At 66.0% G+C, this 19868-nt stretch carries 13 protein-coding genes; 4 read left to right on the forward strand and 9 right to left on the reverse strand.

The annotated features are described in order from the left end of the window. The first annotated feature begins 11 nt into the window (after window positions 1-11). Entirely contained in the window at window positions 12-788 is a 777-nt protein-coding gene (gene zapD / locus DFR24_RS13700; protein ID WP_246051656.1) for a cell division protein ZapD, read from the forward strand. 77 nt (window positions 789-865) lie between these two features. Here the strand turns inward: zapD and DFR24_RS13705 are convergent, their stop codons facing one another. Further along, on the reverse strand, window positions 866-1030 hold the full coding sequence (locus tag DFR24_RS13705; RefSeq protein ID WP_133881964.1) for a rubredoxin: 165 nt from the start codon (window positions 1028-1030) through the stop codon (window positions 866-868). A 682-nt stretch (window positions 1031-1712) separates the two neighbouring features. Between DFR24_RS13705 and argS the strand changes: the two genes are divergently transcribed. From argS to DFR24_RS13720, 3 genes are read left to right on the forward strand one after another with little or no spacing between them, the layout of a single operon-like run. Next, window positions 1713-3422, forward strand: coding sequence for an arginine--tRNA ligase (gene argS, locus DFR24_RS13710; protein WP_133881965.1), 1710 nt, complete (start codon window positions 1713-1715; stop codon window positions 3420-3422). A gap of 3 nt (window positions 3423-3425) precedes the next feature. Next, the gene (locus DFR24_RS13715; RefSeq protein WP_133881966.1) at window positions 3426-4067 is read left to right on the forward strand and encodes an SPOR domain-containing protein; all 642 of its coding nucleotides are present in this window, start codon (window positions 3426-3428) and stop codon (window positions 4065-4067) included. A 12-nt stretch (window positions 4068-4079) separates the two neighbouring features. After that, window positions 4080-6008, forward strand: a complete 1929-nt coding sequence (locus DFR24_RS13720) for a S9 family peptidase (RefSeq protein ID WP_210772625.1) — start codon at window positions 4080-4082, stop codon at window positions 6006-6008. A 60-nt stretch (window positions 6009-6068) separates the two neighbouring features. Here the strand turns inward: DFR24_RS13720 and DFR24_RS13725 are convergent, their stop codons facing one another. From DFR24_RS13725 to rpoC, 8 genes are all read right to left on the reverse strand, one after another. After that, window positions 6069-8621: an SUMF1/EgtB/PvdO family nonheme iron enzyme gene (locus tag DFR24_RS13725; protein WP_133881967.1), complete on the reverse strand. Its 2553-nt coding sequence runs from the start codon at window positions 8619-8621 to the stop codon at window positions 6069-6071. Then, the gene (locus DFR24_RS13730; RefSeq protein ID WP_133881968.1) at window positions 8618-9541 is read right to left on the reverse strand and encodes an adenylate/guanylate cyclase domain-containing protein; all 924 of its coding nucleotides are present in this window, start codon (window positions 9539-9541) and stop codon (window positions 8618-8620) included. The genes DFR24_RS13725 and DFR24_RS13730 overlap by 4 nt, the downstream gene beginning before the upstream one ends. Before the next feature lie 89 nt (window positions 9542-9630). Beyond that, complete coding sequence (locus DFR24_RS13735) at window positions 9631-10419, reverse strand: M90 family metallopeptidase (RefSeq protein WP_407075122.1); 789 nt, start codon at window positions 10417-10419, stop codon at window positions 9631-9633. Window positions 10420-10440: 21 nt separating this feature from the next. Then, complete coding sequence (locus DFR24_RS13740; protein ID WP_133881970.1) at window positions 10441-11019, reverse strand: DUF805 domain-containing protein; 579 nt, start codon at window positions 11017-11019, stop codon at window positions 10441-10443. Window positions 11020-11206: 187 nt separating this feature from the next. After that, window positions 11207-11566 (reverse strand): DUF805 domain-containing protein, encoded by a 360-nt coding sequence (locus DFR24_RS13745; RefSeq protein WP_133881971.1) that lies wholly within the window; start codon window positions 11564-11566, stop codon window positions 11207-11209. A 101-nt stretch (window positions 11567-11667) separates the two neighbouring features. Then, entirely contained in the window at window positions 11668-13953 is a 2286-nt protein-coding gene (gene uvrD, locus DFR24_RS13750) for a DNA helicase II (protein WP_133881972.1), read from the reverse strand. Between the two features lie 196 nt (window positions 13954-14149). Then, a complete protein-coding gene (locus DFR24_RS13755; protein WP_133881973.1) occupies window positions 14150-15238 on the reverse strand; it encodes an SDR family oxidoreductase in 1089 nt (362 codons plus the stop codon). Window positions 15239-15563: 325 nt separating this feature from the next. Next, window positions 15564-19820, reverse strand: coding sequence for a DNA-directed RNA polymerase subunit beta' (rpoC, locus tag DFR24_RS13760; protein ID WP_133881974.1), 4257 nt, complete (start codon window positions 19818-19820; stop codon window positions 15564-15566). Window positions 19821-19868 lie beyond the last annotated feature (48 nt).

Below are 19868 nucleotides of genomic sequence, written 5' to 3' on the forward strand. Positions count from 1 at the left end.
ACCGTTTTGGCGTGAGCACAGGGCTGGAAGCGATCGTTTTCGAACAGCCGCTCAATGAGCGGATCAGGACCTTCCTGCGTCTTGAGTTCCTGTTCGGCCAATACGAGCACCATCGGGCGGACCCGAGTCCTCTGGGTACCCGTGCCCGCCTGCATGCCCTGCTCGACATTCTCACGGTGCTGGGCCGCTCGGACCTGAAGAAGGACATCCTCAAGGATCTGAACGATCAGCAGGCCGTGCTGTTGCGCCTGGCCAACCGGCCGGGCGTCGACAATTCGCGCCTCCAGGCGGTGCTGAAGGAAATCACGGTCGGCATCAATGGCCTGCAGCAACTCGCAACCCAGTTCGCCTCGACGGCGCTGCGCGACAACGAGTTCCTGATGTCGATCCACAACCGCAGCTCGATTCCCGGCGGGACCTGCGCATTCGACCTGCCTGCCTACCATCACTGGCTGGCCCAGCCGGCAGAGAAGCAGCAGCGCGACCTCGACACCTGGTTCGCCGATCTCGTGCCGTTCGCCCAGGGCATCCTGCTGAATCTGCGCCTGCTTCGCGGCAGCGTGGCGGTCACGGACGCGGTGGCGCCGGGCGGCACCTACGTTCATGCCCCGCAGAGCGCCTGCAGCCTTCTGCGGGTGTTCGTGCCCCGGGAGGAAAGCGTCTATCCCGAGATCAGCGCCGGCAGCCACCGTTTCACGCTGCGATTCATGCAGTTGCGCGACGTCAACCAGCGCGCCGCGCAGGCGCACCGGGACATCGCGTTTCGTTTGCAGTGCTGCGCGTTCTGAAGCGGTGACCCGCCTCAGAGGTCTGTCTCAGCGACGAGCCGTCACCGAGACTGACCCCTGATACCGACAGCGGTCTCTCAGACTTCCACCATCTGGAAATCGGACTTCGCGGCGCCGCAGTCCGGGCAGGTCCACGAATCCGGCACGTCGTCCCAGGCCGTGCCCGGCGCGATCCCCTCTTCAGGAACGCCCTTGGCCTCGTCGTATTCCCAGTCGCAGACCAGGCAGCGCCACTTCTTCATCTGAAAAACCTCGGTTCGAAGGATCAAGCGGGCCGCCTCTCGGACGCGCTCGCATAAACGGCGCGGATTTTACGCGGATTGCCTGCGCCTTCGTCCAACCGATCGGCGAACGACGGGCAAAAAAGAACCGGGCCGGCAAGCCGGACCCGGTCAGGGGGGAGAGACAGTACGCAGACTCTTGGGCCGCTTGGCGGAGCACCTTCGAGGGCACCCTCACCAGAATTCTTTGAAGCCTCAACACATCGCCTGAAGCGGAAGCGTGATCACCAGCAGGGCCGCTGCGAGCATCCAGTGCAGAACGGTCGGAAACCGGTTCCTGCGATGGCGTCTCATGGCGCTTGGGTCTCCTGCGGTGCTGCATCCCTGAAGCGATGAGTCCATCCTGCGCCGATGCCTGCGAGCGGTCAGGCCTTCGCCGATGAATGAGGGTTGGCGACCGACAGCCGTACGGGTCAATAGGCGAGAGGTGATTCGGGCTCCCGGCCATCGCCTGCAGGGCGCCGCCGGGCGGTGCGCGATCAGCCCTGCGACGGCGGTAGCGCGCGGAACGGACGCTCGCCGTCGTGCCAACGACGGGTTTGCCGAAAACCTTCCTCGCCCGCGCTTCGATCGTCGCGAACCGACGCGAACGCGCAGGGGTTCGCGTTAAACTTGCGCCGCTTCTATCCCCCTTGCGACCCCGATGAAATCCCAACTGCAGGCGCTACTGGAACAGGCGCTCGCTTCGCTGTCGTCGACGCTCGGCCGCGAGGTCGCGATGCCATCCAGCGTCCAGATCGATGCCGCCAAGGACGCGCGCCACGGCGACTTCGCGACCAATCTCGCAATGGTGGTCGCCAAACCGCTGGGCCAGCCCCCGCGCGCCATCGCCGAGGCGCTGCTCAAGCACCTCCCGGCTTCGCCGCTGATCGCCAAGGCGGAGATCGCCGGGCCCGGCTTCATCAACTTCTTCCTCAACGCCGACGCCTTCACGTCGCTGGTGAGCGACATCATCGCCGCAGGCGAGCGCTACGGCCGCGACGATTCCAAGCGCCGCGGCAAGGTGGTGGTGGAGTTCGTCTCCGCCAACCCCACCGGCCCGCTGCACGTGGGCCATGGCCGCGGCGCGGCCGTGGGCGATTGCCTGGCGCGCCTGTACGAGGCCGCGGGCTGGGACGTGACGCGCGAGTTCTACTACAACGACGCCGGCGCACAGATCAGCAACCTCGGCGCGTCGGTGCACGCCCGCATCAAGGGCATCGCGCCCGAAGAGGCCGGCTGGCCCGAGAACGGCTATCGCGGCGACTACATCGTCGACGTGGCCAAGGCCTACCTGGCGGGCGAGACGGTGATCGCCGACGACCGCGAAGTCACCGCCAAGGCCGACGCCGACGACGTCGCCGCGATCACCGACTTCGCGGTGGCCTACCTGCGCCGCGAACAGGATGCCGATCTCAAGGCTTTCGGTGTCGCGTTCGACGTCTACTCGCTGGAATCCGCGCTCTACACCGAGGGCAAGGTGGAGCAGACCGTGGCCGCGCTGATCGCGTCGGGCCACACGTTCGAACAGGACGATGCGCTGTGGCTGCGCACCACCGGCTTCGGCGACGACAAGGACCGCGTCATGCGCAAGCGTGAAGGCGGCTACACCTATTTCCTGCCGGACGTGGCGTATCACGTCGGCAAGTGGCAACGCGGCTACACGCGCGCGGTCAACGAGCAGGGCTCGGACCATCACGGCACCATCGCCCGCGTGCGCGCCGGCCTGCAGGCGCTGAACCTGGGCATCCCCAAGAACTGGCCCAGCTACGTGCTACACCAGATGGTGACGGTGATGCGCGGCGGCGAAGAGGTGAAGATCTCCAAGCGCGCCGGCAGCTACGTGACCTTGCGCGACCTGATCGACGAAGTCGGTCGCGACGCCACGCGTTACTTCCTCACCGCGCGCAAATCGGATTCGCACCTGGTGTTCGACGTGGACCTCGCGCGCTCGAAGTCCGACGAGAACCCGGTCTATTACATCCAGTACGCGCATGCGCGCATCTGCTCGGTGCTGCGCCAGGCCGTCGAGCGCGGCATGCCGTTCGACGCCGCTGCCGCGGGCACCACGCTGCATCGCCTGACCGAGGCGCCGGAGAAGGCCTTGCTCGCTCACCTGGCCAAGTTCCCCGAGATGGTCAGCGTGGCGGCCGAGCAGAACGCGCCGCACAGCGTGGCGTTCTTCCTGCGCGACACCGCCGACCTTCTGCACAGCTACTACAACGCGATCGACGCCGCGGGAAATCGGATCAGGTTCCTGGTGGAAGACGACGCCGACCTCACGCGCGCGCGTCTGGCGCTGGTGGTGGCCACGCGCCAAGTGATCCGCAACGGCCTCGCGCTGATCGGCGTGTCCGCGCCGGAGAGCATGTAAGGCATGGCACGAGACTACGCAGCACGAAATCGCAGACCCGCTCCGAAAGCCGCCGGCCTGCCGGGCTGGGTGTGGCTGATCGCCGGCCTGTCGATGGGCCTGGTCGTCGCCTGCATCGTCTACATCGGCCGCCCGGCGCAGCCGATGCCGATGGCCGCCGCCAACGGAACGACAGAGGCAGCGGCGCCGGACAAGCCGCGCGCCAAGGTGGAGATTCCGCCGAAGGAAGATCCGCGCTTCGACTTCTACACGCTGCTGGAGAAGGAGCAGGTTCTGGTGCCCGGCGAAACCCGCCTCCGGCCGCCCGTGCCCGCGGCCACCGCCGCGCGCCCGACGACGCCCGGAACCGCGCCCGCGACGGCCCTCACGTCACCAACTCCCGCGACGACTCCCGCCGCCCCCGGCAGCAGTGGGCAGTACCTGATCCTCGCCGGCTCGTTCCGCGATGCGACGAATGCCGATGCGCACAAGGCCAAGCTCGCGATGGCTGGCGTCGAGGCCCGCATCGAGACGATCACGACACAGGATCATGCGACGCTGTATCGCGTGCGCGTCGGTCCCTCGAAATCGCTCGAGCAGGCGCAGGGCGTGGCCGCGAAGCTGAAGTCGCAGGGATTCGACAGCCGGGTGGTCAAGCTGCCCTGAGGAGCATTTCCGATGCGCGGCCGATGGGCGTGGTGCCTCTTCGTCTCCCTGATCCCCGGGCTCGCACTCGCAGCGGCTGAAGTCTCGCGCATCGAACGCGGCAATCTGGTGATGGAGAATCTGCCCGAGGTTCCGGCGGAATTCTCCGAGCGCATCAACGCCTATCAGCAGACCCGCAGCGCCTCGTTCCGCGGCTGGACCGCCGACGGCAGCGCGCTGATCACGACGCGCTTCGGCGAAACCGCGCAGGTCCATCGTGTCGCGATGCCGGGCGGCGCGCGTACCCAGCTCACGTTCTATCCCGAACCGATCGCGGAAGCCCTTCCCGCGCCCCATGGCGCGGACTTCGTGTTCGGGAAGGACAAGGGTGGCGACGAGTTCTACCAACTGTGGAACTACGACGCGAAGCGCGGACTCGCCACCCGCCTGACCGAGGGCCGCGCGCGCAACACCGCCGCGATCTGGTCCAACGACGGCAAGCGCCTCGCGTACTCCACGACGCGCCGCAACGGCCGCGACACCGACATCCACGTCCTCGATCCGGCGACGCGACAGTCGCACGCCGTGCACGAATCCGAGGGCACGTGGATGACGCTCGACTGGTCGCCGGACGATCGCTGGCTGCTCGCGCAGAAGTACATCTCGATCAACCAGACCGAGCTGTGGCTGCTGCCCGCGCAGGGCGGCGCACCGCTGCGCTTCCATCCATCGACGCACCCCATCGCGTTCGGCGCCGCGCGCTACGCGCGGGACGGCAAAGGCATCTATTACATCTCCGACGAGGATTCCGACGTCCGTCGCCTGCGCTATGAGGCCATCGACGGGCGCGATGCGCGCGTCGTCAGCGGCGAGATCTCTTGGGACGTCGACCATCTCGCGCTGTCCGACGGCGGCGCCTTCCTCGCGTACACGATCAACGCGGACGGATTCTCCGAACTGCATGTGCTCGACCTGCGCACCGGCAAGCCGATGCGCCTGCCCGCCGTGCCGCGTGGCGTGATCGACGATCTGCACTTCGACGCGAAGGGACGACAGCTTGGCTTCTCGCTCAACAACTCGCGCAACGCGGGCGACGTGTATTCGATCCGCCTGTCGCAACGCCAGCTGCTGCGCTGGACGGCGAGCGAGACCGGCGGGCTCGACGCCTCGAAGTTCGTCGAACCCGAGCTGGTCCGCTTCCCGAGTTTCGATGCGCGCAGCATTCCCGCGTTCTACTACCGCGCCCCGCAGGACGGCCCGCGGCCGGTGCTGATCCAGATCCACGGCGGCCCCGAGGCACAGGCCCTGCCGCTGTTCTCGCCGATCACCGAGTTCTACCTGCGCGAACTCGGCGTGTCGGTGCTGGTGCCCAACGTGCGCGGCTCGGACGGTTACGGGAAGGCCTACCTGCAGCTCGACAATGCGGAGAAGCGCGAAGACTCGGTGAAGGACATCGGCGCGCTGCTCGACTGGATCGCCACGCGTCCGGAACTCGATCGCACCCGCGTCGCGGTCGCAGGCGGCAGCTACGGCGGCTACATGACCTTGGCGAGTCTCGCGACCTTCAACGACCGGCTGCGCTGCGGCATCGACACGGTGGGGATCAGCAACTTCGTCACGTTTCTCGGCAACACGCAGGACTATCGGCGCGACCTGCGCCGCGCCGAGTACGGCGACGAGCGCGATCCGGCGATGCGCGCTTTGCTCGAGCGCATTTCGCCGACGACCAACGCCCACAAGATCCGGCGGCCGCTGTACGTGATCCAGGGTGCCAACGATCCGCGCGTGCCGGCCTCGGAAGCCGAGCAGATCGTGAAGACCGTGCGATCGCAGGGCGGTGAGGTCTGGTATCTGCTGGCGAAGGACGAGGGCCACGGGTTCCGCAAGAAGGCGAACCGCGATCTGGCGACGACCTCAGGCGCGATGTTCCTGCAAAGCTGCCTGTCCGAATCGATCCCGTAGCCCGGGATTGCGCTCCGTATGCGAGGGGAACCCGGGGCTTCGCCCGGGCTACGGAGCGCCTCAGTCGCGCATCACGCGAAAGCCGACGATCTTCAGCGTCGCGTTCGGCGCGCTCGCGGTGCGGTCCGACGAGCGCAGGTTGCGCGTGGCATCTCCCCAGGAGCCGCCCCGCAGCACGCGCCGCGCACAGTTCGGCGGGTCGTAGGCCGATGCATCGGCCGCCTGCCGATAACTCTGGTAACAGTCCTGCGTCCATTCCCAGACGTTGCCCGCCACATCGAACAGGCCGAAGGCATTGGCGCGATACCGGCCCACCGGCGCCGTCAGCGGCTCGCCGTCGTCGCAGGGGAAGGTGTTCCAGTCCGGGTTCTGTTTCTTGGCCTGGCGATCCGCCACGTTGGCGTAGGTGCAGGCCGCCGTGCCGTCTTCGCCCCACGGAAAGGGCGAGCGCGAGCCTGCGCGCATCAGGTACTCGAATTCCGCTTCGGTCGGCAGCCGGTAATGCTTTCCGCTGGTGCGCGACAACCAGGCCACGTAGTGCTGGGCGTCGTTCCAGCTCACGTTGATAACCGGCCGCTGGCCGCGTCCCCATCCGGCGTCGCGAGGCGTGCCCGCACAACCGCCGCCCGCCACGCAGCCCGCCCAATCGTCGAACGTCACTTCGTAGCGGCCGGCGTAGAAAGCCCCGATGCTCAGTTGGCGAAGCGGCTTTTCGTCCGCCTCGCCGGTTCCTGCGACGTCGCCCATCTCGAGCATGCCGGCGGCGATCTTCACCATCTCGGGACAGGCCGGGCAGTCGCGGAAACCGCCGGGCAAGGTCTTGGGCGCCGCGCTGGCCGTCCCGGCAGGCGCAACCGGCTTGGGGGCCGGCTTCTCGACGACCTCGGTCTTCGGCTGCGGCTCGACCACCGGTTTTTCGGATTCCCGCGCCGGCGTCTCGGTCCCCGGTTGCGGCTTGGCGACGGCCTTCGGCTGCAGCGCCGCGATCCGGATGTCGGCCGTCGCCACGTGCGGACTGCGCGGGAAAGCCTTCCTGAAAGCCTTCCACCCATCCAGCGTGTCGCCCTCCTTCGCCGCTTCGAAGGCCTCGCGTTCGGCAGCTTCTTTCACCGACTCCACAGGCTTCGCGATCTCGGCCGGTGCCGGCGGCTGGATCGGCGGCGCGACCGCCTGCACGTCGACGGCGACCGGCTCCGACCACAGCGTGGTGCGCAGGGATTCCGGAACGCGATCCCGCAGATCCTGTGGCACCTGGTCGCGGGCGACGTAGGCCACCGCCGCGATCGAGACCAGCAGGCCCAGCAAGGGCAAGGCCTTGCCTCCACCGCTGCGTGGAGACGAGGGCGCAACGGATGCCGTGACCGGCTCCGGCGGCGGGGCCGGCACGCGGGGCGGAATCGCCAGATTCAGGAACTGCGTCGCCTCGTGCGGAGCGGGCTCCGGCGAAACAGCGGGAGCCCCACGCCCTTGCAGCGAAGGGCGGCTCGCGGCCTCGGCCAGCACGGTGTCGGTGCGGGGGGACGTGATCGGTCCGCCCGGACGCTGCGTGTCGCGCACCTCGGGCGCGATCTGCAGGGGCTGCGTCACCGGCCCCGGCTGCGTGAACGGTTCGATCGAGACGCCGTGCGCCCTGAGCCGCGCGACCGTGTTCTCGGGAAGCGGCAGCTTGCCGTCGAGCGCGCGCCGGAATTCGGCGACGCTCTGCGGACGGCTGCGACCGGCCAGCTCCATGCCCCAGTCGATGGCCGCCAGGAATGCGCGGCCGTAGCCCGGCTCCTGCATCAAGCGGGCAGCTGCCGGCACCAGCGGATCGGCGGCCCCGTTCGCAAGCTGCATGGACCGCAGTGAGGCCTCCACCGGTGCCTCGCCGGTGACGCAGTGGTACATCACGGCGGCCAGCCCGTACACATCGGTGTGCTGGCCGTGCGGGTTGTCACGCGTGGCACGCCCGTACTGCTCGAGAGCGGCATATCCGGGCGTGTACGCCACCAGTTCGCTGTAGCGCGTGTAGTCCTGCACCTCGTCCACGGCCTGTGCGCGCGCAGCGCCGAAATCGATCAGCACCGGACCGCCCTCGTCCGGGACCATCACGTTGTCCGGCTTGAGATCGCGATGCAGGATGCCCCGCGCGTGCGCGTGCACCAGCCCATCGAGGATCGGCAGCATCAGCCGGCGCGTGCGCTCCTCGCCCATCGCCCCATCACGCTTGAGGATGGCCTTGAGCGTCTCGCCCTTCAGGAAGGGCATGACGTAGTAGGCAGTCCCGTTGCGCTGGAACACACGGTGAATCTTGATCACGTTCGGGTGATCGAAGCGCATCAACGACTCGGCTTCCTGGAAGAAGCCCTTGAGCGCCATCTGGAAGGCCTGTTCGCCGCCCTCGACGTCCGGCGAGAGGGTGACGGTCTGCCCGTCCGGCCGCGTGGCCAGGCCGCGTGGGAAGTACTCCTTGATCGCCACCAGGCGTAGCGCCTCGCCGGTCTCGGAGCCCGCTTCCCACTCGCGGAATTCCTCGGCGAGATACGTGACGCCGAACCCGCCCCGACCCAGCTTCCGTACGACGCGGAAGTTATCGATCCACGTCCGTTCGGGCAGCGCGCTGGGCGCGCTCATTTTTTGATCAGTTCAAAATGCACCGTGAATCGACCCTCTGAATCGTCGGCAAAAGGCCGGCCCAGACACATCCGACCGTTGGCCACGAGCTTGAGTTCGTCACCCAGCAGGCCGATCTGGTTGGAGTTGTTGTTGAACCGCACCCACGTCCCGTTCCGGCTGGTGTCCTGCAGGATCCAGGCGCCGTTGCGGAACACGATCTTGAGGTGACGCGAGGACACCCGCTGCTCGTCGTCGTGCAGGCGCAGTTCGTTGTTGCGATCGCGGCCGGCCATGAACGCCGGAGACTGCGTTTCGAGCCGCAGCATCTGTCCTGCGTACGTCAGGCCCAGCGCGACGATCATGGTGGTTTGCGACGTCGCCGGCAGCGCAAAGCGCGTCGGCACGATGGTGACGGCCTCGTCCCAATCCAGCGTGTGGACATCGACGGCGCCCATGCCCTTGATGGGACGAACGCCATAGGGCCGCGCGCGCTCCCGGATTTCGGGACGCAGGTGCGCAACCGTTTCGGCGCTCAGAAAGATGTAGCCCGCGAGATCGGGGACCAGCTTGTGCAGGCGTGCCGCCATGTTGACAGGCATGCCCGACACGTCGGGCCGACCCAGCACTTCGCGAAATTCGATGACGCCGGCGCCCAGTCCGGTGTACAGCTTGCGCCCCACGGCGCGCGCCGCGAGCTGGCACTCGACCGCAGCGTTGGCTGCGTCGTCGACGAAAGTCCGTGGGCGATCGAATATGGCAAGGACGTCGTCACCGTCCGACTTGAGCACGTCGCCGCCGTTACGGATGACGATCTCCGTCATCGCCTTGAGCAGCGGATCGAGGATAGCGTCCGCCTGCCGGTCGCCGACGCTGTGTCGCAGCTCGGTGGCGGCAGCGATATCCGCAAACATCACGGCCGCGGAGCGGTGCTCGCTCATGGCCTCCCCTCGACGGTAGATGACCCCAATCGTATCTGCCCGGGGAGTGGAAACCTACCCCGCCCTTTCCCTGACCCGAGATACAGGTCTCAAGCCGTCTCGAAACCGTAGTAGTCGCGAAGGACGGCATACAACGCGGGATGATGGTGCGCGAGCTCAGGCCCGCGCTGGAAGAATGCTTCCGTGACCACGCCGAAGAACTCGGCGGGGCTTTCGGCACCATAAGGGTCGAGCACTGGAGGGCGGCGATGGCGACGCAGGCGCTCGAACTCGGTCTTCATCACCTGCGACCAGTGCGAGTAGTCGGCCAGCAGCGGTGCGCCTTCGCCGGCGTCGCCCTCGTCGTCGAGCTGGTGCGCAAACTCGTGCACGACAACGTTGACCTCGTCTCCATCGAGCGCCGATTCCACGTCCGGCCAGGACAGGATCACGCGATCGCCCTGCCAGGATTCGCCGACGCGCTCCTCGGGTTCATCCGACACCAGGCCGAACTCGTCCGGTTCGGTGACCGGCACCAGGAACGGCCCTGGATAGATCAGGACTTGCCGGAGTTCCGGGAACAGCGTGGCGCCCGGTCGCAGGATCATCAGGCAGGCCATGCCGGCCACCAGCGCGCGCATCTCGTCGGTCACTTCGAGCCCCGCGCAACCGACGAAGCGTTTCTCGCGAAGGAAGCGCTCGACCCGCGCGTGGAAACGCTCGCGCTGCTCCGGAGTCAGCCGCGCGATCAGCTCGATCCGGTCATCCAGCAGATCCTTCCACACCAACGGAGAGCGCTCCGGCCCTTGGTCCGGAGTGCTCCGCCGTCGCCGGCTCCACCGCCAGATCAGGAACAGGGCGACGCCGAGTGCAACCCAGGCTTCAGGAACGAATCCCAGCATACGATCGGCGTGCCGTCCTCAGGCGGGATCGCGCGGGTCCGGGCCGTACTTGTTCGGGCCGACGGTACCCCGCAGAAACCCGCACATCACGAAGGTGACCAGCGATCCGATACCCGTGAAGTTGATCAGCCAGAGCCAGCCGGTCAGGTTCTGGTCGTGCCACCGCTTGATCTGCACCACGATCGCCGAATAGATCAGGGCGATCAGGAAGACGAAGAAAAGCCCCGTGGTGGCCAGAGCCGCCATTCCACTGACCGGAGTAACGGGCTCGAGCGACGTCATCGGTTCTTCCATGACGACCGCCTCTTCGGTGGACTCCATCGATTCCGGGGCGAGGGCCTCGTCATCGGTTGAGGCCGCATCCGGTTCCATCGACGGCGTCTCCTCCACCGGGGCAGCGGCTTCTTCGGCGACCAGCATGCTGGGCTCGAGCATCGACTCGGCCTGTGACTTCTGGCTTCGCCCCATGTAATCGGTATAACCCTTGCCCGCTCCCAGGAAGATCAGGGGGGCAATCATCAGCCCGGTGTACAGCAGGAAGCTGAGCCAATACTGCTTGCGTGTGATACGTCCCTTGGCGCTGAAAAGGAATCCCATCTGAAGTTCTCCCCCGAATGTGACGGTTGCGTCACGGGGCGAGTCTAGACCTGCATCCGCGATGTATCGGCGTGAGCGCCGCAGCCTGCGAGATGTGGATCACACGCGATGTCCGCTTCGTCCGCGAGGGCACCGCGGTGCAAGAGGCCCGATCGCCAGCGCGGCGACCGGGCGCTCGGACGCAGGATCAGGCCCCAGGTGCCAGCGGGTCCGCACCGTACTGGTTCGGACCGGAGGTGCCCGGAAGGCAACCGCACTCGACCAGGATCCAGATCGCGCCGATGAACGGCACGAGTCCGATCAGCGTCCACCAGCCGCTCTTGCCGCGGTCGTGCCAGCGGCGCGCCAGCACGCAGATCGACGGATACAGCGCTGCCAGTGCATAGATGAGGCCCAGGATTCCACCCGTGCCGAGGATGCCGTCGACGATCCCCAGCACGATGGCACCGGCGATGTAGATCAGGATGAATGCCCAGTACTGCCCACGATTGATGCGTCCTTCCAGGCTCAGAAGGAATTCCTTGGTGAGGACTTTGCCGAAATCCATGATGTATCTCCCTGTGTGATGAACCGCAGGCCGAGCATAGCGGGCGCCGTGCGAAATCGCCCCCTCGGTCTGCCGTCGACCGGCAGGGGATGTGATCCAGGTCAAAGCCCGCGAAGATTTGCGAACCCGAGCACCAGCCGTTTGGTGCCGGCATCCCGGAACTTGACCTCGATCTGGGCGCGGTCGCCGTCCCCGTCGAAGCTCAGGATCGTCCCTTCGCCGAACTTCGGGTGCTCCACGCGCTGGCCCAGGCGAAAGCCTCCGGGTCCGAGTCCACTGGACCCGGCCACCACGGTGCGCGGCAGCGGACGCCCGGCCGCACTGCCGCCGTAGCCGCCACCCGATCCGGCGCCGCGGTAGCCGCCGCCGTATCCGGACTGGGGTTCACGCGCACCGAAGCCCGGACGCAGGATGCCGGCGCGGGGACGTGTCTCGGACACGCACTCGGCCGGCACTTCCTTCAGGAACATCGACGGCGCCCCGATCTGTTCCACACCGTGCACGCGCCGGACTTCCGCGTACGACAGATACAGCTTGCGGCGCGCACGCGTGATGCCCACGTAGAACAGGCGCCGTTCTTCCTCGAGATTGCCCTCGTCGATGGCGCGCGCCGACGGGAACAATCCGTTCTCGACGCCGACGATGAACACCACCGGGAACTCAAGTCCCTTGGCGGCGTGCAGGGTCATCAGCTGCACGCAATCCTCGCCGGGTCCCGCCTGCTCTTCGCCGGATTCGAGCGCGGCGTGGGTCAGGAACGCGGTCAGGGGATCGAGCACCGGCTCGTCGGGATTCTCCGCCGCGCTCGCGGCGCCGGGATCGACCTCGAACGAACGCGCCGCGCTGATCAGCTCGTCCAGATTCTCGAGGCGCGCCTCGGCCTGCTCGCCTTTTTCCTTGCGGTAATGGTCACGCAGGCCGGTGCGCGCGATCAGCAACTCGGTGGCCTTCGACAACGGCAGGTCGCGCGTCTCGGCATGCAGGTCGTCGATCAGCTTCAGGAACTGGCCCATGTTGCCGGCCGAACGGCCGAGCTGGCTGCTCGCGTTCTTCGCGGCCATCCACAAGGACACGCCGCTGGCGCGCGAGATCTCGCGCAGTTTCTCCATCGTCGTCGCACCGATGCCGCGCGCCGGTGTGTTCACCGTGCGCTCGAAACTGGTGTCGTCGTCGCGGTTGTGCAGCAGGCGCAGATAGGCGAGCGCATCCTTGATTTCCTGGCGCTCGAAGAACCGAAGACCACCGTAGATGCGGTACGGAATCCGCGCGCGGATCAGGATTTCTTCGAGCACGCGCGACTGCGCGTTCGAGCGGTACAGGATGGCCAGATCGGAGTAGCGGCAGCGGCCATCGAGGAGTTCGCGCGCGCGGTTGGCCACGAACTCGGCCTCGTCGTACTCGTTGTACGACGCGTAGAGCTGGATTTGTTCGCCGTCGCCACCGTCGGTCCAGAGATTCTTGCCCAGCCGGTTGGTGTTCTTCGAGATCAGGCCGTTGGCGGCTTTCAGGATCGTGCCGGTCGATCGGTAGTTCTGTTCGAGGCGGATGACCTCGGTGCCCGGAAAATCCTTCTCCAGGCGGACCATGTTCTCCACGCGCGCGCCGCGCCAGGAGTAGATGCTCTGATCGTCGTCGCCGACCGCGAACATCGTGCCGGTATCGCCGGCCAGCACCTTGAGCCACGCGTACTGCAGTGTGTTGGTGTCCTGGAATTCGTCGACGAGCACGTGCCGGAAGCGTCGGCGGTAATGCGCCTGGATCTCCGGGTTGTCGCGCGTGATCTCGAAGGCGCGCAGCAGCAGCTCAGCGAAATCGACGACGCCCGATTTCGTGCAGGCCTCCTCGTACGCGGTGTAGACGCGCACGTACTGTCGCTGCGTGTAATCGCCCAGATCCGACATGTGCTGCGGACGACGCGCCTCTTCCTTCTGCGCGTTGATCCAGTGCGTGACGGCCTTGGGTGGCCACTGCTCGTCCGACATGTCCAGCGCCTTGAGCACGCGTTTGACCAAGCGCACCTGGTCGTCGGCGTCCAGGATCTGGAAGTTCTGCACCAGGCCCGCTTCCTTCCAGTGCAGACGCAGCATGCGATGCGCGATGCCGTGGAACGTGCCCACCCACATCGAGCGGATCGGCACGGTGATGAGCTGCTCGATGCGCCCGCGCATCTCGCTCGCGGCCTTGTTCGTGAACGTCACCGCCAGCACGGACAACGGCGAAACGTTTTCGACCGTGATCAGCCACGCGATGCGATGCACCAGCACGCGGGTCTTGCCCGAACCCGCGCCCGCCAGCACCAGCCGGTGCTCGGGCGGAGCGGTGACGGCTTCCTTCTGCGCAGGATTGAGCGAGGCGACGAGAGGCGTGATATCGGCGATGTCCTGCATCGCGGGATTTTACGCCTTCGAACGCCGGAGTTCGCCTACGTAGAGACGCCAACCAAGGCCAACGCGAAGGCGCAAAGGGAAAAGAGAGGGCGCAAAGATTTTGCGCGCATCGCTTTTCTCTGCGTTCTCTCTTTTCCCTTTGCGCCTTCGCGTTAGCTTTTCATTTTCCTGCTCGACGAAGCGATCAAGCCTGCATCTAGGGCGCCGGCAGGATCCCGCGCTCGATGAAGTTGCGCAGCCAGTAGCAGAACATGTCCTCGGTATCGCAGACTTCGGTGAAGCCGGCCTGGCGCAACTTGATGGCGCTGACGAAGGCCGGCGGCGGAGGCGTGGTCGCGCCGTAGGCGAAGCAGAAATCGGCGTAGTGGTGCGATTCGCCGACCAGTTCGGACATCTTCACGGGGCGCAGTCCGTGCTTCTTGACGATGCCGTCCCAGACTCCGGCCTTGGCCGGCAGGTATTCCGCCATCGAGCGAGGCTTGTCCGGCCCCACCTGCACGCCCAGGACCTTGGCCATCGCCGGCCACAGGTTGCGCCACTCGAAGACGTCGCCGTTGGTGACGTTGAAGTGCTGGCCCGCCGCTGCAGGCGACGTCGCCGCCCAGGTGAAGACACGCGCCAGCAACCGCGAGTCCACAGCCTCCCAGACATACGAGATTCCACCGGGAAACCCGAAGGGTTCACCCTGCTCGCGGCAGATCGCCGCGTAGGCGCCGATGATCGGCGCCAGATTCATCGCCACACCGTAAGCCGAGCCGATGATGAGCTGCGGCCGCAGAATCGTGAAGCCGAAACCCGCCTTCTGCGCAGTCGCCCGCAGATAGTCCTCCTGCAGCCAGTAGAAGTTGGCGTGTTGATCGCGGGCAGCACCCTCGCGCGCCGGGATCGGCATCGGGTGCAGATGGATGCCGTACGCCTTGGTGCCCTGCAGCAGGCTGAAGTGCTTCAGGCCTTTCGCGTTGCTCAGCAGCGGCTCCAGGCAGTTCTTGAGCATCGCCAGGTTGGTTTCCATCTGGTCCTTTTCAGACCAGCCGGCGATCAGACCGGGCTTCTCGAACAAGGCTGTGTAAACGACGTGCGTCACGTCGCCCAGCTTCGACAGCGCGGCCTTCGCACTGGCCGCGTCCTGCAGATCGACCGCCAGATGCTGGAAGGCTCGGGCGCTCGCGATCTCGGGCTTGCGACGCGACAGGGCGACGACCTCCCAGCCCTGCGCGAGAAATTCCTCGACGGCCGCCGCGCCGACGACGCCGCTGGCTCCCGCAATCAGAACCTTCCCTGCCATTTCGTTCTCCTCGTTGTCGTTATGGATCGCGGCGCAGATGCGCTCGAGCGAATCATTTGGACCGTATCACGCGAAAAATTGTCCGACAATCGGGGCGGACTCGCGGTCGACCCCGCGAAGATCCGGACGTGCGGACGACCTCGTCCAGGGGTCGCGAGGGATCGCTATCCGGGACGCGGCGCCCGTCGCGCGACGACGCCCGGCGTGAGCAGCGAACGGTCGTGGTTGCGCGGCTTGCGCGCCCTCCATAACGGCGAAGCCCCGCATCAGCGGGGCTTCGTCGTACAGCCATACAGCGTCGCAGTACCGGGCTTCGCAGTACTGTCTACTCCTCCGCACCCTCGTCCGTCGCTTCTTCTTCAACGTCGTCGCCGCCTTCGCTGATCGTCGTGCGAAGCACGCGCTCATTGCCGGTTGCATCGAAGCTGCCGCCGCCCGAGAGCGCCGACGCCTGGAGGTCGGCGAGCAGCGAACCGCCACGCGACTTGCGACGCTGTTCGTGGTGCGCCAGACCCGTACCTGCCGGGATCAGACGACCGACGATGACGTTTTCCTTGAGGCCGCGCAGCTCGTCGCGCGAACCGCGCACCGAGGCTTCCGTGAGGACGCGCGTGGTTTCCTGGAACGAGGCCGCCGAGATGAACGACTCGGTCGACAGCGAGGCCTTCGTGATGCCGAGCAGCTGACGGTCGTAGTTCGCGGCACGATGCTTCTGCGCCTTGAGCTTCCGGTTCTCGGCCAGCACGTGGAAGATTTCCGCCTGCTCACCCTGCAGGAAGCGGGAATCGCCGGTCTCGCTGATCTCGACCTTGCGCAGCATCTGACGAATGATCGTTTCGATGTGCTTGTCGTTGATCTTCACGCCCTGCAGACGATAGACGTCCTGGATTTCCTTGACCATGTGGTTGGCCAGCGCGGTCACACCCTGCAGGCGCAGGATGTCGTGCGGGCTGGGCTCACCATCCGAGATGATTTCGCCCTTCTCCACGTGCTCACCTTCGAACACGCGGATCTGCACCCACTTGTGCACCAGCGTCTCGACCTCGTTGCCATCCGGCTCGACGATCTTGATGCGCTGCTTGCCCTTGGTCGCGGTGCCGAACTTGATCGTGCCGCTGGCTTCGGCGAGAACCGCCGGTTCCTTCGGCTTGCGGGCTTCGAACAGATCCGCGACGCGCGGCAGACCGCCCGTGATGTCGCGGGTCTTGGACGATTCCTGCGGGATGCGCGCGATGATGTCGCCCACCTTCACCTCGGCCTCGTCCTCGACGCTGATGACCGCCCTGGGGGGCAGCGAGTACTGGGCCGGAATGTCGGTGCCGGGGAAGTTGAGCTGCTTGCCCTTGGCATCGAGCAGCATCAGCTGCGGGCGCAGGTCCTTGCCGGCCGAACCACGCGACTTCGGTTCGGTGATGACCAGGTTGGTCACGCCGGTGATCGGATCGTTTTCCTTGGTGACCGTGACGCCTTCTTCGAAGTCCTGGAACTTCACGAAGCCGGCCAGCTCGGTGACGATCGGGTGCGTGTGCGGATCCCACTTGGCCATGCGGAAGCCGGCTGGAACGGCGTCGCCGTCCTTGACCAGGATCACGGCGCCGTAAGGGATCTTGTAACGCTCGCGCTCACGGCCGTCGGCCGCCAGCACGCCGATTTCACCCGAACGCGACACGGCAACGAGGAGATTTTCCTTGTTGCGCACCGTCTTGAGGTTGTGCACGCGGGCCGTACCGGCCGCACGCGCATCGACGCCATCGGTCGAGACGCCGCGGTTGGCGGCGCCACCGACGTGGAAGGTACGCATGGTCAGCTGCGTGCCCGGTTCGCCGATCGACTGCGCCGCGATGACGCCGACGGCTTCGCCGATGTTCACGCGATGACCACGGGCCAGATCGCGTCCGTAGCAGTTGGCGCAGATACCGAACGGCAGTTCGCAGGTGATGGGCGAACGCACCCAGACCTCGTCGACGCTGTTCTTTTCGAGCTCATCGGCGAGGCGCTCGTCGATGATCGTCGTGCCCGGGATGATGACTTCGTCGGTGCCGGGGGCGTGCACGTCACGCAGCGTCACACGACCCAGCACGCGGTCGCGCAGCGCTTCGAGAATGTCACCGCCTTCCACGATCGGCATGATCAGCAGGCCCTGGTCGGTGCCGCAGTCCTGCGCGGTCACGACCACGTCCTGCGCCACGTCGACCAGACGACGCGTCAGATAGCCCGAGTTCGCCGTCTTCAGCGCGGTATCGGCCAGACCCTTACGGGCGCCGTGCGTCGAGATGAAGTACTGCAGAACGTTGAGGCCTTCGCGGAAGTTCGCGGTGATCGGCGTCTCGATGATCGAGCCGTCGGGCTTGGCCATCAGGCCGCGCATGCCGGCGAGCTGACGGATCTGCGCCTGCGAACCACGCGCGCCGGAGTCGGCCATCATGAACACCGAGTTGAAGCTCGGCTGTTCGGTTTCCACGCCCTTGAGCGTCGTGACCTTCTCCTTGCCGATGCGCTTCATCATCGCCTTGGAGATGTCGTCGTTGGCACGCGACCAATGATCGACCACGCGGTTGTAGCGTTCCTGCTGCGTGGTGAGACCTTCGGTGTATTCGCGCGCCACTTCCTTCACCTTGGCTTCGGCCGCGGCGAGGATGGTGACCTTCTCATCGGGAATGACGATGTCGTCGAGGCAGAAGCTGATGCCCGACTTGGTCGACATGCGGAAGCCCGTGTACATGATCTGGTCCGCGAACACGACGGTGTCCTTGGTGCCGCAGACGCGGTAAACGCGGTTCAGCACGCGGCTGACTTCCTTCTTCGTCAGCGTGCGGTTGATCACCGAGAACGGGATCTTGTCCGGCAGGATTTCCGACATCAGCGCACGACCGGTGGTCGTGTCGACGAGGTGGTAGATCTCCTTGCCGGCGTCGTCGTAATCCTTCAGGCGGACCTTGATCTTGGCCTGCAGGTCGAGCGCGCCCGACTCGTAGGCGCGATGCACTTCAGCCACGTCGGAGAGGACCATGCCCTCGCCCTTGGCGGCGACGCGCTCACGCGTCATCCAGTACAGACCGAGCACGACGTCCTGCGACGGCACGATGATCGGGTCGCCCGACGCGGGCGACAGGATGTTGTTCGACGCCATCATCAGCACGCGCGCTTCGAGCTGGGCTTCCAGCGAGAGCGGCACGTGTACGGCCATCTGGTCACCGTCGAAGTCGGCGTTGAAGGCCGTGCAGACGAGCGGGTGAAGATTGATGGCCTTGCCTTCGATCAGCAGCGGTTCGAAAGCCTGGATGCCGAGGCGATGCAGCGTCGGAGCGCGGTTCAACATCACCGGATGCTCCTTGATGCACTCTTCCAGGCAGTCCCAGACCACGCCTTCCTCGCGCTCCACCATCTTCTTTGCAGCCTTGATGGTGGTGGCGTGACCCTTGCGCTGCAGCAGCGAGAAGACGAAGGGCTTGAACAGCTCCAGCGCCATCTTCTTGGGCAGACCGCACTGGTGCAGCTTGAGCGTCGGGCCGACCACGATGACCGAACGGCCGGAGTAGTCGACGCGCTTGCCGAGCAGGTTCTGGCGGAAACGACCCTGCTTGCCCTTGATCATGTCGGCGAGCGACTTGAGCGGGCGCTTGTTGGTGCCGGTGATCGCACGGCCGCGGCGGCCGTTGTCGATCAGCGCGTCCACCGACTCCTGCAGCATGCGCTTTTCGTTGCGCACGATGATGTCGGGCGCGGTCAGCTCGAGCAGGCGCTTGAGGCGGTTGTTGCGGTTGATGACGCGGCGATACAGATCGTTCAGATCCGACGTCGCGAAGCGGCCACCGTCGAGCGGGACGAGCGGACGCAGATCCGGCGGCAGCACCGGCAGCACCGTCATCACCATCCACTCGGGCTTGTTCTTCGAGCTGATGAAGTATTCGATCAGCTTGAGGCGCTTGCCGAGCTTCTTGATCTTGGTCTCGGACGACGTGCCGGCGAGCTCCTCGCGCAGACGGATCGTCTCCTTGTGCAGGTCGATCGCCTTCAGAAGATCGTGCACGGCCTCGGCGCCCATGCGGGCATCGAACTCGTCACCATACTTCTCGACGGCGTCGAGGTAGTCCTCTTCCGTGAGCAGCTTGCCCTTCTCGAGCGGGGTCAGGCCCGGGTCGACGACGATGTGCGCTTCGAAATACAGCACGCGCTCGATGGCGCGCAGCGGCATGTCGAGCAACAGGCCGATACGGCTCGGCAGCGACTTCAGGAACCAGATGTGCGCGACCGGCGAGGCCAGGTCGATGTGGCCCATGCGCTCGCGACGCACCTTGGCGACGGTGACTTCGACGCCGCACTTCTCGCACACGACGCCGCGGTGCTTGAGGCGCTTGTACTTGCCGCACAGGCACTCGTAGTCCTTGATCGGCCCGAAAATCTTCGCGCAGAACAGGCCATCGCGTTCCGGCTTGAACGTGCGGTAGTTGATCGTCTCGGGCTTGCGGACTTCACCGAAGGACCAGCTACGGATCACTTCGGGCGAGGACAGCCCGATCTTGATCGCGTCGAAATCTTCGTACTCTTCGGTCGGACGGAGAAGGTTGAATAGCTCTTTCATGGTGACTCCAAATTCGGTTGCGTCGTGTCTGGCTCAGTAACCCTGGCG

It is taken from the genome of Panacagrimonas perspica (assembly GCF_004364935.1).
Lineage (GTDB): Bacteria > Pseudomonadota > Gammaproteobacteria > Nevskiales > Nevskiaceae > Panacagrimonas > Panacagrimonas perspica.

Bases quoted from the DNA above. Each gene is read 5' to 3' on its own strand.
- DFR24_RS13705 (WP_133881964.1), bottom strand. From the start codon at position 1,030: ATGAAGAAGTGGCGCTGCCTGGTCTGCGACTGGGAATACGACGAGGCC.
- argS (WP_133881965.1), top strand. From the start codon at position 1,713: ATGAAATCCCAACTGCAGGCGCTACTGGAACAGGCGCTCGCTTCGCTG.
- DFR24_RS13715 (WP_133881966.1), top strand. From the start codon at position 3,426: ATGGCACGAGACTACGCAGCACGAAATCGCAGACCCGCTCCGAAAGCC.
- DFR24_RS13720 (WP_210772625.1), top strand. From the start codon at position 4,080: ATGCGCGGCCGATGGGCGTGGTGCCTCTTCGTCTCCCTGATCCCCGGG.
- DFR24_RS13725 (WP_133881967.1), bottom strand. From the start codon at position 8,621: ATGAGCGCGCCCAGCGCGCTGCCCGAACGGACGTGGATCGATAACTTC.
- DFR24_RS13730 (WP_133881968.1), bottom strand. From the start codon at position 9,541: ATGAGCGAGCACCGCTCCGCGGCCGTGATGTTTGCGGATATCGCTGCC.
- DFR24_RS13740 (WP_133881970.1), bottom strand. From the start codon at position 11,019: ATGGGATTCCTTTTCAGCGCCAAGGGACGTATCACACGCAAGCAGTAT.
- DFR24_RS13745 (WP_133881971.1), bottom strand. From the start codon at position 11,566: ATGGATTTCGGCAAAGTCCTCACCAAGGAATTCCTTCTGAGCCTGGAA.
- uvrD (WP_133881972.1), bottom strand. From the start codon at position 13,953: ATGCAGGACATCGCCGATATCACGCCTCTCGTCGCCTCGCTCAATCCT.
- DFR24_RS13755 (WP_133881973.1), bottom strand. From the start codon at position 15,238: ATGGCAGGGAAGGTTCTGATTGCGGGAGCCAGCGGCGTCGTCGGCGCG.
- rpoC (WP_133881974.1), bottom strand. From the start codon at position 19,820: ATGAAAGAGCTATTCAACCTTCTCCGTCCGACCGAAGAGTACGAAGAT.